Annotated in this window: 15 protein-coding genes; 2 read left to right on the top strand and 13 right to left on the bottom strand. The window is 59.6% G+C overall.

The features are described from left to right. Positions 1 to 4 precede the first annotated feature (4 nt). From C5L12_RS12550 to C5L12_RS12565, 4 genes are all read right to left on the bottom strand, one after another. Positions 5 to 1,498: a HAMP domain-containing sensor histidine kinase gene (locus tag C5L12_RS12550; protein WP_105372380.1), complete on the bottom strand. Its 1,494-nt coding sequence runs from the start codon at positions 1,496 to 1,498 to the stop codon at positions 5 to 7. Beyond that, entirely contained in the window at positions 1,495 to 2,217 is a 723-nt protein-coding gene (locus C5L12_RS12555) for a response regulator (protein WP_105372436.1), read from the bottom strand. Before C5L12_RS12555 ends, C5L12_RS12550 begins: the two co-directional genes overlap by 4 nt. Positions 2,218 to 2,427: 210 nt before the next feature. Next, on the bottom strand, positions 2,428 to 2,697 hold the full coding sequence (locus C5L12_RS12560; protein WP_105372381.1) for a hypothetical protein: 270 nt from the start codon (positions 2,695 to 2,697) through the stop codon (positions 2,428 to 2,430). A 78-nt stretch (positions 2,698 to 2,775) separates the two neighbouring features. Next, positions 2,776 to 3,006: a hypothetical protein gene (locus tag C5L12_RS12565; RefSeq protein WP_105372382.1), complete on the bottom strand. Its 231-nt coding sequence runs from the start codon at positions 3,004 to 3,006 to the stop codon at positions 2,776 to 2,778. Between the two features lie 347 nt (positions 3,007 to 3,353). On the opposite strand from C5L12_RS12565, the gene C5L12_RS12570 reads away from it, so the two are divergent. Continuing rightward, positions 3,354 to 3,590 carry a DUF6074 family protein gene (locus tag C5L12_RS12570; protein ID WP_245422885.1) on the top strand — a complete coding sequence of 79 codons (237 nt, stop codon included), beginning with the start codon at positions 3,354 to 3,356 and terminating at the stop codon, positions 3,588 to 3,590. 59 nt (positions 3,591 to 3,649) lie between these two features. Here the strand turns inward: C5L12_RS12570 and C5L12_RS12575 are convergent, their stop codons facing one another. Next, positions 3,650 to 4,276, bottom strand: a complete 627-nt coding sequence (locus C5L12_RS12575; RefSeq protein WP_105372384.1) for a TetR/AcrR family transcriptional regulator — start codon at positions 4,274 to 4,276, stop codon at positions 3,650 to 3,652. A gap of 143 nt (positions 4,277 to 4,419) precedes the next feature. Between C5L12_RS12575 and C5L12_RS12580 the strand changes: the two genes are divergently transcribed. Continuing rightward, positions 4,420 to 6,456, top strand: a complete 2,037-nt coding sequence (locus C5L12_RS12580) for an NADH:flavin oxidoreductase (protein WP_105372385.1) — start codon at positions 4,420 to 4,422, stop codon at positions 6,454 to 6,456. 104 nt (positions 6,457 to 6,560) lie between these two features. Here the strand turns inward: C5L12_RS12580 and C5L12_RS12585 are convergent, their stop codons facing one another. The 8 genes from C5L12_RS12585 to C5L12_RS12620 form a co-directional block, all read right to left on the bottom strand. Then, the gene (locus tag C5L12_RS12585; RefSeq protein ID WP_105372386.1) at positions 6,561 to 7,319 is read right to left on the bottom strand and encodes an iron ABC transporter ATP-binding protein; all 759 of its coding nucleotides are present in this window, start codon (positions 7,317 to 7,319) and stop codon (positions 6,561 to 6,563) included. Next, positions 7,316 to 8,257, bottom strand: coding sequence for an iron chelate uptake ABC transporter family permease subunit (locus C5L12_RS12590; protein ID WP_105372387.1), 942 nt, complete (start codon positions 8,255 to 8,257; stop codon positions 7,316 to 7,318). Before C5L12_RS12590 ends, C5L12_RS12585 begins: the two co-directional genes overlap by 4 nt. After that, positions 8,250 to 9,227, bottom strand: a complete 978-nt coding sequence (locus C5L12_RS12595) for an ABC transporter permease (protein WP_105372388.1) — start codon at positions 9,225 to 9,227, stop codon at positions 8,250 to 8,252. Before C5L12_RS12595 ends, C5L12_RS12590 begins: the two co-directional genes overlap by 8 nt. Then, entirely contained in the window at positions 9,224 to 10,123 is a 900-nt protein-coding gene (locus tag C5L12_RS12600; RefSeq protein ID WP_105372389.1) for a siderophore ABC transporter substrate-binding protein, read from the bottom strand. Before C5L12_RS12600 ends, C5L12_RS12595 begins: the two co-directional genes overlap by 4 nt. Positions 10,124 to 10,155: 32 nt before the next feature. Then, complete coding sequence (locus C5L12_RS12605) at positions 10,156 to 10,452, bottom strand: DUF2218 domain-containing protein (RefSeq protein ID WP_105372390.1); 297 nt, start codon at positions 10,450 to 10,452, stop codon at positions 10,156 to 10,158. Between the two features lie 104 nt (positions 10,453 to 10,556). After that, the gene (locus tag C5L12_RS12610; RefSeq protein ID WP_105372391.1) at positions 10,557 to 12,827 is read right to left on the bottom strand and encodes a TonB-dependent receptor; all 2,271 of its coding nucleotides are present in this window, start codon (positions 12,825 to 12,827) and stop codon (positions 10,557 to 10,559) included. A gap of 186 nt (positions 12,828 to 13,013) precedes the next feature. After that, the gene (locus C5L12_RS12615; RefSeq protein ID WP_245422879.1) at positions 13,014 to 13,985 is read right to left on the bottom strand and encodes a FecR family protein; all 972 of its coding nucleotides are present in this window, start codon (positions 13,983 to 13,985) and stop codon (positions 13,014 to 13,016) included. 97 nt (positions 13,986 to 14,082) lie between these two features. Next, a complete protein-coding gene (locus C5L12_RS12620; RefSeq protein ID WP_105372393.1) occupies positions 14,083 to 14,598 on the bottom strand; it encodes a sigma-70 family RNA polymerase sigma factor in 516 nt (171 codons plus the stop codon). Between the last annotated feature and the right edge of the window lie 33 nt (positions 14,599 to 14,631).

Raw genomic sequence — 14,631 nt, forward strand, 5'->3', positions numbered from 1 at the left:
CAACCTATAATGTCCATTGTGCCGCCATCGCATCCTGTCGATGTCGGATGTTTGCACGGTCCATTTTCGGTAGGTGCACGCATACCATCAGGCCCGGATTGTTGGACGACAGTTCTATATCCCCTCCGTGGTGCCGCACGATCGCCCGGGCGATCGACATTCCGAGGCCGATACCGCCGGTTTCCCGATTGCGTGACTTCTCCATCCGGAAGAAGGGCGAAAACACTTTGTCCCGCATTTCCTCCGGAATGCCAGGACCATGATCCTTGACGAGAATGTCGAAGCCGGTCGCAGTTTCGACGATCGATACGCTCGCACTGCCACCATACCTGACTGCATTCTCCACGAGATTGCGTATGGCGCGGCGCAATGCCCCGGGACGGCAGCGATAGTGGGTCTTCTTGCTTTCCGTGAATTCGACTTTGTGGCCCAGATCGCCCAGGTCGTGACAAAGGCTTTCAACCAGCGCACACAGATCGACCGTACGGGTTTCCTCAGTGGATGCCTCGCCCTTGGCAAAGGCTATGGTCGCTTCCGTCATCGCCTGAATTTCATCGATCGTATCGAGCATTCGATGCTGGACGTCGGGATCCGACACGAATTCAGCCCGCAGCCGCAGTGAAGTCAAAGGCGTTCGCAAATCGTGACCGATCGCCGCAAGCATCCTGACCCTGTCCTCGACATAGCGGTGCAGCCGCTGCTGCATTCGATTGAAGGACACTGCTGTCAAGCGGATGTCGTCGGGCCCGCTTTCGGGAATAGGCGAAATGTTCTCGCCGCGCCCCAAAGCGTCGGCAGCTATGGCAAGCTGACGCATGGGACGAGTGATGCGGGCCGTTGCAAGGATCACGATCACGCAGAGGATCACGACGCTTAATGCGAAGGAATAGAGCGACGGCGAGCGCCACCAGGGTGTTCCGGCTGTCTTGAAATAGGCTGTATTGAGCCAAAGCCCGCTCTTGAGCTGGACGGCCATCCCCATTCCCGAGCCGCTGCCGTTCGACGTCACGAGATCGGTGTATCTGGCGGGCTGATCCAAGGGCCAGAGCGTGCCGCCAGCCTGTATCCATTCAGGCATCCCGGCGGTGGAGCTGATTTTGGTCTCTACGCTTCGTGCCGCTTCCAATTGTCCCGAAGCGGAGCCAAGGCCCCATTCAGGAGGCAGGGCCACAGCGTTGCGGATCGGGCGGACGAGGTGCGAGGTCGCGCCGCGCCGCCAGGCAACAAGATCTGTCGGGGGACCAGTTGTCAGCCAAAAACGAGTGGTGGATGTCTCGCTGGCTTGCAGTACCTCTTCGCGAAGTTCGGCAGGAATGACCTCCATGAGTCGGGTAATCGAACCCGTCCGTGTGAAAAACTCGCTTTTGGAGGCCGCCTTCAGCGCCTTGCCCTGCTCATCCCACGAGATGAGAAACGAAAGCACTTGCGAGACGACGAGCGCTAAAAGAATAAAGCCTATGAATTGTCTGGCCAGACTTCGTTTCCACCATGAGATCATGACTTCACCACGCTTGCCGAAAGGCTGTAGCCGCCGCCCCAATGGGTTTTGATGATGGCCGGATTTTTGGGATCTGCTTCGACTTTCTTGCGCAGGCGGCTGACCTGATTATCGATGCTGCGGTCGAAGGGGTCGGCGGTTCTTCCGGAGGTAAGATCAAGGAGTTGGTCCCGGCTGAGGACCATTCCGGGATGATCGAGAAACGCTTTGAGCAACCGGAATTCGACCGTGCTCAAGGCTACACCTATACCATCGCTGTCGGTAAGTTCTTGCCGGGCGAAGTCCAAGGTCCACTGATCAAAACGAATAGTGCTTCCCTTGATCGGCTCACTCTGTCGCGCTGCCGTCCCCTGGACGCGACGCAGGACAGCACGGGCCCGTGCAAGCAGTTCGCGAGGATTGAAGGGTTTGACAAGATAATCGTCCGCACCGATTTCTAGACCGACGATGCGATCGGTGTCTTCCGACATCGCGGTGAGGAAAATGATGGGGGTTGCCATGGATGCGCGAAGCTGTCGGCATATGCTGATGCCATCCTCGCCGGGCATCATGATATCGAGCACGATGAGGTCTATGGTCTCGCGCGCCAAGATCTCACGCAGCGTCTCACCGCTTTCGGCCAGACTAACCCTGTAGCCATGTCTTGTCAGGTACTGGCCAACCAGATCCCGGATGTCATGATGGTCATCCACGACGGCGATATGCGGCGAAGTCTCCATTGCAATTCCCACGAGATTCAATTCGATCGACCCCGCCATCATATTTGTCCGGAAAAGGACGGCCCATTTACATAACCACGAGCACGGCTTTTCCTCACCAAAACCGCCGTCCCACCAGCCCTCTGCGTGGGGTGGCGCAGAGTGACTGCTGGGACGCTTCGGCCGGTAACCTCACAACAGCGTGCGGGGTTGAGGCCATGTCATTCGGTTCTAGCGCGAGAGGCCTCCTTGGTCGCCGCTACTGTCGCTGCTGTCGCCGATTTTCCGGTCGTCGCGGGTGGTGTTCCATGCGAATGAGCCGGCGTCCGACTTCGGAAAGTAGAAGGTCTTGCTGTGATCGCCAAGAGAATTGCGTCCCGGCGAGACAGCCTCTACCGGCGACGGACGCTGAACGCCCTCGTAATAATCACCTTCGGCAAGGGCCGGGGTGGCTAGAGCTGCGGATACAAGCAAGAAAGTGATGCTGGTGGTCTTGATCATTGGTATAAATCCTTGTGCTTTGATTGCGCCTGAGTTTGCGACCGTGCGGCAATCGGGGTCTTGAATGAGCTGCGGGGGTTAGTTGGGCCGAAACGCACCTTCGTAATAGTCACCGCTGTCGAAGATGCGGCGGTCGTCGCGGCTGGTGCGAGCGCCGAAAGGCGTTTGCTCGGAGCTGCGATAGCTGTCGCTTTCGACGCTGATGCTATTCGTCTGGGTCCGGTCCAGCCGGTTTTTGCCGTCTTCTGCGAGAGTTGCGCTGGCGAAAGATAGACCTGCGGTAAGTGCGATGATGAGATGCCTGAACATGTGTTTCCTTTCTCATTAGGCCGTACCTCTGGGGTACGAGAAAGGAATAACCCTCATTTGTCGCACAGCTATGCCGCGGTGCACCAAAATTGTATCAAAGTGTCACGGAGCCGTTTTACGGCTCCCACCGGTTCGTTGGCATGAATGGGACACCGCCTCGGGCTTACGGTACTTCTCCACAATGGCCGATCCAAGAAGAACTCGTCGACCTTTCCGGCTTTCTGGATCGCCGCGACATTTACGATCGTCTGACCGATGGGCAGGTTCACTTTTTGTGAAGGACTGGCGGCCAGTCTTCTGCCACACCAAGCGATTCGTTTGGCAATGACGGAGACGGCATGACCCTGATGCAATTCCCCGCCGACCGGCGGGCGGCCGAAGTGAGACGTTGCGCGCAAGCCCTTCGGACACTCCATGGCCAAGAAGCAAACCTTTTCTGGCGATCGGAAATGGCTCTTTTTTCCGCGGAACTCTCAGCGCAAGGCGCATCTGTGGAAGAAACCTCCCATCAGGCGAGCCTCTTCATGAATGCGGTGCAGCTGGAACTGCAGAAGGAATACGCTGCCGCCGCATCGGGATCATGAACGACGATTGCATCTCCCGCTTTGATCGGTCGTCTTGACGTCCCCTTAGGGCGTGGGGGCTATTGTCTATAGCCATGCCGGGCGAAAAAGCGGTCGAGTTCCCGCTGCTGGGGCGCCTGGCCGGTATAGATCGCGACGTATCCGGGGATGCGTTTCATGCGCAGGGTGATGTCCTCCCTGGATTGCATGGAGATATATCCGATCTGTACCAGATAGGTCGTTCTCGCGCGAACATCCGCGGACCCCTCGTCGCAACCGAACCGCATGAACATTCGGCCCAGCGCCTCCATTCTCACCTGGTCGGCCTGCTGCACGTCAGCCAGGATCTCGGGCGATTGAAGCGCCCAGCTGCGAACGGCAAATTCGAATTGGGAATCGAAAAGCTCCTTGTTCAGCCAGCAGTCGAAGACGTTCAGCATCGCTTCGGCGAGTGTCTCCGCATAGGCCTCGGATTGCTTCACAAGGTTGCCGGTGTTCTTCTCTCGCCAGCGCGAGATCAGCGCGGACAGCAGCTCTTCGCGATCTTTGAAGAACCAATAGAAGCTCGTCCGGGAAAGATTGAGCCGTTTTGCAAGCGGCAGGATCTTCACCGAATCCACACCGGACTCGAGCAGAGAAACGTAGGCAGCTTCGAGCCACCCCTCGTAGGAGCCCCGCCAGCCGCCGTCACTTGTCGCTTGATCCATAAATCCTCCTAACCAATCCAAGCGAGAGCTACAAGCAGAATGTACATATCTGACCAGGCAAAAGACACAACTGTTTTCATCGTTGACATATATGTACATTCCCACCTAACTTTGTGCGAACATCCCTAGGCCGGAGCCCGCGCATGTCGAACGATCCACTCCTTCAGCCCTATAGGCTGAAGCATCTGGCCCTGCGCAACCGTATTATCGTAACGTCGCACGAGCCGGCCTATCCAGAGGACGGCATGCCGAAGGAGCGCTATAGGGCCTATACGGTCGAGCGGGCAAAGGGCGGCGTGGCGTTGACCATGACGGCGGGTTCCGCCGCTGTATCGAAGGATAGTCCCCCGGTCTTCAACAATCTGCTCGCCTACAAGGACGAAATCGTACCGTGGATCCGGCAGATGACCGATGCCGTGCACGAGGAGGGGGCAGCGATCATGATCCAGCTCACCCATCTCGGCCGCCGCACGCGCTGGGACAAGGGCGATTGGCTCCCCGTCGTCGCGCCCTCCCATCATCGCGAGGCTGCGCACCGCGCCTTCCCGAAGAAGCTCGAAGATTGGGATATCGAGCGTATCGTCAAGGACTTCGCCGATGCGGCCGAGCGCATGAAGGCAGGCGGGATGGACGGCGTCGAGCTGGAGGCCTATGGCCACCTGATCGATCAGTTCGTTTCCCCGCTCACAAATGAGCTTGAGGCACCTTATGGTGGATCCCTTGAAAACCGGATGCGTTTCTGTCTCGAAGTCTTCAAGGCGATGCGAGAGAGGGTAGGCGATGATTTCATTCTCGGTGTCCGCTACACCGCCGACGAATGTCTTCCCGGCGGCACCGGACAAGATGACGGCATCGAGATTTCGAGACGCCTGAAGGACAGCGGGCTGATCGACTACCTGAACGTCATCCGCGGCCATATCGATACGGATCCCGGCTTGACGGACGTTATCCCGATCCAGGGAATGGCGAACTCTCCGCACCTCGATTTCGCCGGCGAGATCCGCGCGGCCACGAACTTCCCGACCTTTCATGCCGCGAAGATCCCCGACGTCGCCACAGCCCGCCATGCCATTGCGGCGGGCAAGGTCGACATGGTTGGCATGACGCGTGCGCACATGACCGACCCGCACATCGTGCGAAAGATCATCGAGAAGCGGGAAGATGACATCCGTCCCTGCGTTGGCGCGAATTACTGTCTCGACCGCATCTATCAGGGTGGCATGGCCTTCTGCATCCATAATGCCGCGACAGGTCGCGAGGAGACCATGCCGCACACCATTCCAAAAGCCGCCCTGCGCAAGAAGGTGGTGATCGTAGGGGCAGGGCCGGCTGGCCTGGAGGCCGCACGCGTTTCGGCTGAACGTGGCCATCACGTCGTGGTTTTCGAGGCGGCGAACGATCCTGGCGGCCAGATCCGGTTGACGGCGCAAAGCGAGCGTCGGCGGGAAATGATCAGCATCATCGACTGGCGGATGAGCCAATGCGAAAAGCTTGGCGTCACCTTCCATTTCAACACCTGGGCGGAAGCGGACACGGTTGCGGCGGAAAATCCCGACGTTGTCATCATCGCAACCGGCGGACTGCCGCATACCGAGGTGCTTTCGAAGGGCAACGAACTCGTGGTTTCTTCCTGGGATATCATTTCGGGCGACGTGAAGCCCGGCACCAACGTGCTCGTTTTCGACGACGCGGGTGACCATGCAGGGCTGCAGGCCGCAGAATTTATCGCCAAGGCGGGCGGCAAGGTCGAGATCATGACGCCGGACCGTTCCTTCGCTCCGGAGGTCATGGCGATGAACCTTGTGCCTTATATGCGGTCGCTTCAAAAGCTCGATGTGACGTTCACCATCACCTACCGGTTGGAAGCGGCGGAGGGGAGTGGCAACCAGATCGTCGCCCATGTCGGCAGCGACTATGGCGGGGTAGCCAGGCAGCGAATAGTCGATCAGATTGTCGTCAATCACGGGACCATCCCGCTGGATGATCTATACTTCGAGCTGAAGCCCGGTTCGAAAAACCTCGGCGAGGTCTCCTATGACGAGCTGCTTTCCGGCGCACCGCAAACGATCGAACGCAACGCGGCTGGCTCCTATCAGCTTTTCCGCATCGGTGATGCGGTGGCGGCCCGCAATACGCATGCTGCCATATATGATGCGCTGCGGCTGGCAAAGGACATCTGAGAGTAGCCGGAGCGAGTGAAGATCTGAAAAGTGACTCCCGATTAGCATCAGTATCTTGAACGCGTCCCAGGCCGGTGGAATTATCAGGCTTCGGGAATGGCTGCTTAACGAAGATGCACCACGATCGGAATGCCGTCGATCGTTTCCACCCGCATCCCGAATCCAAAGATGGCATGCAGCGTTTCCGGGGTGAGCAGTTCTGAGGGCGGGCCATCGGCAATGATGCGGCCGGATTTCATCGCCACGATGCGGTCCGCATAGACCCCCGCTTGATTGATATCGTGCAACACGATGACGACGGTCTTGCCCTTGCCGTCGGCGATCTTGCGCAGCGACCGCATCAGCTCCCGGGCAAAATACATGTCGAGATTGTTGAGCGGTTCGTCGAGGAGCAAATAGTCCGTGCCTTGCGCAAAAGCCATGGCGACGAGGGCCCGTTGACGCTGTCCGCCGGAGAGCGTCTCGATGAACCGGCCCGCAAGGTCGGTCAGGTCGAATTGCTGCAGCGACTGATCGATGATCCTCTGGTCCTCCTCCGTCAATCGGCCGCGTCCATGCGGGAAACGGCCGAAGCCGACGAGTTCGCGGACGCGTAGCCGGCTTGTCACGATCGAGTCCTGACGCAGGATCGCGATGATCTTCGCGAGATCCCGGTTCGGTGTCGTGTCGACCGGATAGCCTTCGATGCTGATCTTTCCTGTCTGCAGCGGTTGAAGCCGCGCGATAAGCGAGAGGAGCGAGGACTTGCCCGCCCCATTTGGACCGATCAGCGCGGTGATGCCGCCTTTCGGGATATCAAGCGAAATATCGTGCAGGATCGGCGTGGAACCGTGCTTCAGCGAGACTTTTTCCACCCGGATCATCGGCGGCTCCCGAGGAAGAGGAGAATGAGGAAGGCGAGGCCGCCAGCAAATTCGATAACGACGCCGAGCGTGGAGCTGTTGCCGAGCCCGTGCTGGAACAATGTCTGGCCGCCGACGAGGATGATCACGGCGGTGAAGGCCGCTGCAGGCAACAGCATGCTGTGGCGCCGGGTATCGACAACCCGCTCCGCGATGGCGACGACCAGGAGACCAAAGAAGGCGATCGGCCCGACCAGTGCGGTTGATACGGCTACCAGCGACGAGACGAGCAGTAGAAGGCCGGCGACCGTTCTCGCCCAGGCGACCCCAAGTCCGGTCGCGCTGTCGGCGCCGAGCGCCACGATGTCCAGGAGATGCCGCGCCCGCCAGGCGATCACCGCGGCCACGGCGGTCAGAATTGTTGCAAAGATCAGCACGTCGGTGCGGACATCGTTGAAGTTGGCGAAGCTCGCGCTCTGTGCCACGGCGAAGTCATTGGGATCGACAAGGCGGGCCAACAGCGATTGAAGGCTGCGGAAAAGGACGCCGAAGATGACGCCTGCAAGCAGCATCAGCCCCATATCCGTACGGCGCCTTAGCATCGGCAGCAGGAGGCCGATCGCCAGGCCCATCAGCAGCATCACTTCGCCGCCGAATTTCAGTTGGGGATCGAGCGCCGAATAACCGAGACCGCCGAGCAGAAAGACGAGCAGCATCTGCCCGAACAGATAGAGCGCGTCGAGCCCCATGATCGAGGGTGTCAGGATGCGGTTGTTGGTCACCGTCTGGAAAATCACCGTCGACAGGGCGATGGATAGGCTGACTTGCAGCAGGGCCGCGAGTTTCGTGGCGCGAAGGGAGAGCACGAAGCCGATATTGCCGCCCAGTCCGATTGTCATATAGGCGGCGATGCAGACAATCGCTGCCGCGCCGAGACAAAGGAGCCGACGGTCAGGCATGGGCCGGCCGCCGAAAGAGAAGCCAGAGAAAAACCACGCCGCCGACGCAGCCCATCACCGTGCCGACGGGGATTTCATAGGGGTAGCGGATCAGCCGGCCAAGGATGTCACAGCCGAGCACCAGGATCGCGCCGCTCATGGCGACGACGGGCAGCGTACCGCGCAGGTTGTCGCCCATCAGCCGGGATACGATATTTGGTACGACGAGGCCGACGAAGGGGATCATTCCGACGATCACGGTGCTAAGGGCCGAGATGACGGAGACGATGACGAGACCGAGTTGCAGCATGCGGGAATAATCGATGCCAAGCCCGATACTGGCGTCGCGGCCCATCGCCATGATCGTCAATCGGTCGGCGATCATCCATGCGACCACCAGCATGGCCGCGGCGGCCCACAATAGTTCATACCGCCCGCGTAGCACCCCGGAGAAATCTCCGTTGGTCCAGACTGAGAGATACTGGAGCAGGTCGGCCTGCCAGGCGACGAAGGTAACCGCTGCCCCGATGACGCCGCCATAGACGATGCCGAACAGGGGAACCAGAAAGGGTTGGGTCGGCGGCAGCCGATGCGCCGTCATCAGGAAGACCGACGTACCGACAAGCGCGGTCGTGGTCGCGACGATGCTTTTTATGAAGAGGTTTGCCGAAGGCCACAGTAGCGTGACGAGAAGCACGCCAAGTTCGGCGCTCTGTGCAGTACCGGCCGTCGAGGGCTCGACGTAACTGTTGCGGGCGAGCGTCTGCATGATGAGGCCGCCGATCGCCAGACCGGATCCGGTAAGCAGAGCCGCCAGCGTTCGCGGCAGGCGGCTGATCAGCAGCAGTTCCAGCGCCTCGGCGTCGGAAAGCACCCGCCGAAAGGGCATGTCGATGACGCCGACGAACAGGCTCAACATGACGAGAACCGCAAGTACGAAACCCGCGGCCAATCCGATAGGTGACGGCTTCTGGCGAGCGGCTGTATTCATCTGGCGGCGGCAAAGGCCTCCGCGATGGTTGCCAGCACGCGCTGCATCGACTGGATCCCGCCGGCGGCGATGTAGAATTCTGCGGCCGGCAGATAGACGACCTGTCCCTTCTTCCATGCGGCCGTCTGTGCGACCAGTTCGTTGTCGAGCGTCGCTTTGGCGCCCTGTTCGCCGGAACCTATCGCCGCGGCGCGATCCAGAACCAGCAGCCAATCGGGATTGGCCTTGGCGATGAATTCGAAGGATATCGCTTCGCCATGGTCCGCTGCCTTTACGTCGGGAACGGCCGGCGGCAGGTTGAGCGCGGCATGCACCCAGCCGAAGCGCGAGCCGGGACCATAGGCCGTCACCTTCGGTCCGTTGGTCATGATGATCAGCCCCTTGCCCTTGCCGGCGACAGCTGCCTTTGCGGTCCTGATCCGGTCGTCCAGCTCGCCTGCAGCCTTGTCGGCTTCGGCTTGCTTGCCGAAAAGAGCGCCATAGGTGGCAAGCCGCTCCTTGGCCTCGGCCACCAGATCGTCCCCAACCATTGTCATATCGATGGTCTGGGCCACTTTGGCGGCGGTATCCGCTTTTGTCGAGGATCGCCCGCCGACGATGATGAGGTCCGGCGAAAGCACGCTCAGCGCCTCGAGATCCGGTTCGAAGAGGTCCCCAACGACTGCTGCACCCTGTTTGAGAGGCTCCAATTGCGAAAGATAGAGCTTTTCCGGAACGCCGGCCGGCTTGATCCCGATCCGGTCAAGCGTGTCGATGGCGGCGATATCGAAGACTGCGACCGTGGCCGGGGTCTTCGCGATGGTAACAGGTCCTCTGGCGGTGTTGATATCGGCCGCATGCGCCGACAGCGCAGAAAAAGCAAAAGCGGCCGCCGCCGCGATCATCCCGAGATTCATCGCCTCACCATGTACCCGTCGTTCCTGGCGTCTCAGCCGTTATCCTGAACCTGCCATTGCAACGCTTCCAGGTTTTCCCGGAATGCAAAGCGAACCAGATGCCTCTCGATCACCGATTCCGTTTCCGAGAGCTGCTCGTCGTCCGCCGCGATCGCCACGATCTTCAGCCTGTCGGGATCGGCGTCCAACACAGCGGTTCCGCAGGAAAAGCGGCATTCGCCACGGGTTTCGGAATAGGTGGTCTCGATCTTGTGCGCGAAATGTTTGCAGAGCTGAACGAGATATTTCGCGCCGTGTTCTGTCTGCCATTCTGCGATTGCCTGTACCAACGGTCGCTCCTTAATATGAGTATTATCTTCCACTTATCGCGAAGCGCATATGGCGGCAACCGGAAAGGCCGCCGCTACACGTCGACGTGAACGGGGTCACCCGCTTAGAATGTCGCCTTCGCAGTCAGCAGGAAGCTGCGTCCCGGCTCGTAGAGCGGCGTGACATTGCCGAATTCCTGCCCATAAGTGGCGCGGTTCGAGTAATTCTCATCGAAGACGTTTCTGAGTTCAGCGCGGAACGAGAAGTTCTCCCATTGCTCCGGCTTCCATTCCGCAAACAGGTTTACGACTTTGTATTCGTCGTAGGTCTTGTACTGGGGAGCATATTCGAGGTCGCCACCGATCGTAAGATTCCAGTCTCTAAAGGTGTGCTGCGCCGTAAGAGTGAAAATGTCGCCCACCGGCGTGGCGAGATAGTTACCTAGATCGGAATCTGCGTCCTTTCCATCGACCTTCACATCGATATGGGCATATTTGACTTTTACGGCGCTATCTGCCCATTCGTACCCGGCTCCGATTTCGACCCCTTCTGAAACCATGTCGCGCGCGCGATTGGCTGCAAGAGCACCTGGGAAAGGTGCCGGCACCGCGCCGGAATACGCATAGAGAGGCACGCGGGCGTTGTCGATTTCCGTTCGAAAGAGGCTGACTTCCGCGCTGAACCCTCCGTTATGGGCCTCGAGGCCAATCATGAAATTGTCGGCCGTAACCGGTTCAGGACCATCTGCGCCGTAGTCCCATGCGGGATTGATGACGAAGTTTTCCGTCAAAGGAATACCTGCCCACACGTGAGAATAACCTGCCTTGGCGGTCAGGAAGTCGGTCAGATCGTATTCACCCGAAATGTTGGCACTGAGGCCGCCATTGTCGAACTCCGCGCCGGTCACACCGGTGAACCATTGATGATCTGCGCGAGCACCGAATGAAAGGCGTGTTCGATCCCAAGGTTCAAGCCGCGCCTGCGCATAGATACCCACATTTGTCGCCTTCTCGCGTCCGGAGTCGGAAAAGCGAAGAACTGTGCTTTCGGCATCGAGTTCTGCGCGATCGGAGTAGAAGTCGATGCCGGCGACAACGTTGCCGATATCGAACGCAAACTTGTTCTGGAACTTTCCGTTGAAGCTCGACGTCTCGCCGATCGATGGATAAGTGACCGGAATGGACGGAGGCGGGCAACCGCGCGGGCAGGCATATGCCGTCGTGTCCACCTCGGTCTTGCTGTAGGACAGCATAAAGGTCGGATCCCACCAGCCGTCAGGTTGGGTCGTGGTATAGGTCAGGACCGTATTTTGCCGATCCATCTTGAAGTCGCGAACACGAGGCTCCCATGGACGGCCGGTATCGACAAAGCCTGCGTTGGGGCGGAACGGACGCGGTGCGTCGTCAACGACCCGATCGTGGCTCAATTCGAAGCGGTGGCCGTCCTCGGTTTCATAGGCGATCTTGCCAAGGCCGCTCAGGATATCAGTCTTCGTGCCGCCGACTTCATGTCCGTTTCCACCGACGAAATCATCACCCTTACCGAAGGTGAAATAGCCCAGGAACTCAAAGCCTTCGTGTTTGCCATAGGCGGAAAGGCCCGTCGTGACGGTGTCGCTGTTGAAATTGTAGGTGGAGGTGACGAAGCCGCCGAGCGATTGGTCAGGCGCCAAAAGGTCGATTGCATCCTTGGTTTCGTAATTGATCGAGCCGGCAAGCGCGCCGGGGCCTGCATCGGCCGGCGCTATTCCGGCATCGACATCGACGGCTTTCAGGATCGAGGGGTCAATCAGATTGGTGGCATTGTGGTGGAAGACCTTGTTGTTCTGGCGCGCGCCGTCGATGCTGACCGCAAGATTGGTTTCCTCAACACCATGGACATAGACCTTCTGGGACATGGGCAGCGAACTGCCCACCTGCACGCCGGGCTCTTCACGGAATACATCGGCAATGTCGGTCGGATTGATCCGCTCCAGCTGCTCCGGACCGATGACCGTTTCGCTCACGTCGCCTTCCGCACCGGGCTGTCCTTGCAGAACGATTGGCCGGAGCGTGGTTGCGCCTTCGACCGGGAGGTCGCCGCCAGAAGACGCCTGAGCGCCGATCACGGCCGTACCGTTGGCGATCCGATAGTTGACCCCGGTACCGGCCAGCATGCGGGCGAGCGCCTGATCCGGAGTGAGGTTGCCGCTGACCGCCTGGGCATTGATGCCGCGCGAGGTCGAGGCGGCGAGCGTAACCTGCAGCCCTGATTGGCGGCCGAAAGCATTGACAGCCGAGGCCAGCGGCTGGGCCGGGATATCGAAACTGCGCGTCGCCGTCTGTGCCCGGACAGGGCTGACGATGATCAAGCTTGCGGCAATCGCTGCGGTGGCGACCGTTGCCAACAAGCGCACTGCGAAGGCCCTGTTCCTGCCCCTGGTCTCCGCTCGACGCAAAACCCTACTTGCCGGAAAGCCCATCCGCCCCGTCTCCTATTATAAACTATTCGCCAAGCCCCCCGGCCAGCGTTTCAGGGTAAAGACGACTGCAGACGGCAGTTTTTTCACCGCTTGCGAAAATTTTTATGAAAGTTGAACGCCCTAGAAGAGGGCAAGCACGCGCAGGTAGGGCGAAATACGGTGCATCTTGCCACCGAACGGCTGGACGAGCGCTTCGAGCGCCCGGTCCGGGTCCGAAAGATCGTAGAGTCCTGTCACGCGGCGATCGGCGAGCTCTGCGCTTGGAATGCTGATCCACGCAGGATGGTACCGCTGCAATTCCTCGACCACCGACGCGATGCTCACGTCGTTAACGAACAGGCGGCCGTTTCGCCAGGCCGCCATGTCCTCGGGTGCAATCCGGCTGCGCAATATCCGGCCTTCTCGATGACCGACCGTGACGGAATCGCCGGGCGACAGCTCGAACGGATGTGCGGCTCCTTTGACCGTGAGACCGACCACGCCTCGCATAAGCTCGACGGTCGTATCTCCCTGTTTCATGTTGACGTCGAATGCCGTGCCCAGCACCGCGACATTGACGCCTGCGGCATCGACTGTGAAAGGCCGCGCCGGATCGTGCTTGACGTCGAAAAAGGCCTCGCCTGCGAGCAACGTCACGCTACGTGTGCCTTTGGTGAAGGCCGTATCGATCGCACTCCTCGGGCCGAGTTGGACCACCGTGCCGTCCTCCAGCGTGATCTTGCGCAGCTCGGCTGTGCCTGTCGTGAAATCCGCCCGGTAGTGAAGGAGAAGCGGGGGGCCGGCGAAAGCCAGCACAAGACAGGCCGCCAGTGCGAGCGCCGCTCTGGTCCCCCAAGCACTTCGCCGGCGGGGGAGAGGCACTGTCGTTCGGCTCGTCGGCTGCGAGCGCCTTTCGTCGGCAGGCTTGGTCGCGCCCATCAGCGACCAGGTCTTGCACGCTTTCATCCAAGCATTGCGATGCGCCGGAGACCGGTCGAGCCAGGCATCGAAATCGCGCTGGTCAGCGGGTGAACGAGACGGCTCGCGCAGGCGCAGGAACCAGTCCATGGCTTCTTCCAGAAGGCTCTCGTCTGTCTCGTCGTGCCGCGTCAAGTCGTACCTGCTTCGGATATCTCGCTGTTTGTACCCGAAATTTCTTTCCTTTCGTAGGAACGATCGATCGGTCCGGATTTTTCGCGCAATGTGGGTTTCAGATAGTTTTTCTGTCGAGCGCCGTGGCGATCTTCATCATGGCTGTGCGCACATGCCGGTGTGCGGTCGCCACCGAGATGCCGAGATGTTGTGCTATACCATCAAGCGTATAGCCGCCGAAGCGATACATCTCCACCGCAGTGCGAATCTCGCTCGGCAGCGAGTTGAGCACCTCGGCGGCAATGCGAACTTCGTCGCAGAACATGACCGTCTGTTCCGGTGTTTCGACAGGCTGCGGCACTGTCCAGAACGGCGCCTCGTTGGCTTGCCCCCGATATTCGATCTTGCGGCGTTTCAAGACGTCGAAGGAAAGATTGCGAACGATTCGATAGAGATAGGCAATCGTCTGCCGCGCCGTTTCACCCGTCATCTTACCGGGCGCCAATCGCAGATAAGCCTCCTGGACAATATCCTCTGCTGCCTCGCGTGAGCCGAGAATGCGCGTTGCATAGTCGACCAGCGCGGAGCGATGGGTTAGGTAAAGACTATGTCGATCGTCAATTTTCAGCGTCATTGATCGGCTTGTCAGGTGCCCCGTAGAAGACCG

This window comes from Neorhizobium huautlense (assembly GCF_002968575.1).
In the GTDB taxonomy this organism is placed as follows: domain Bacteria; phylum Pseudomonadota; class Alphaproteobacteria; order Rhizobiales; family Rhizobiaceae; genus Neorhizobium; species Neorhizobium huautlense.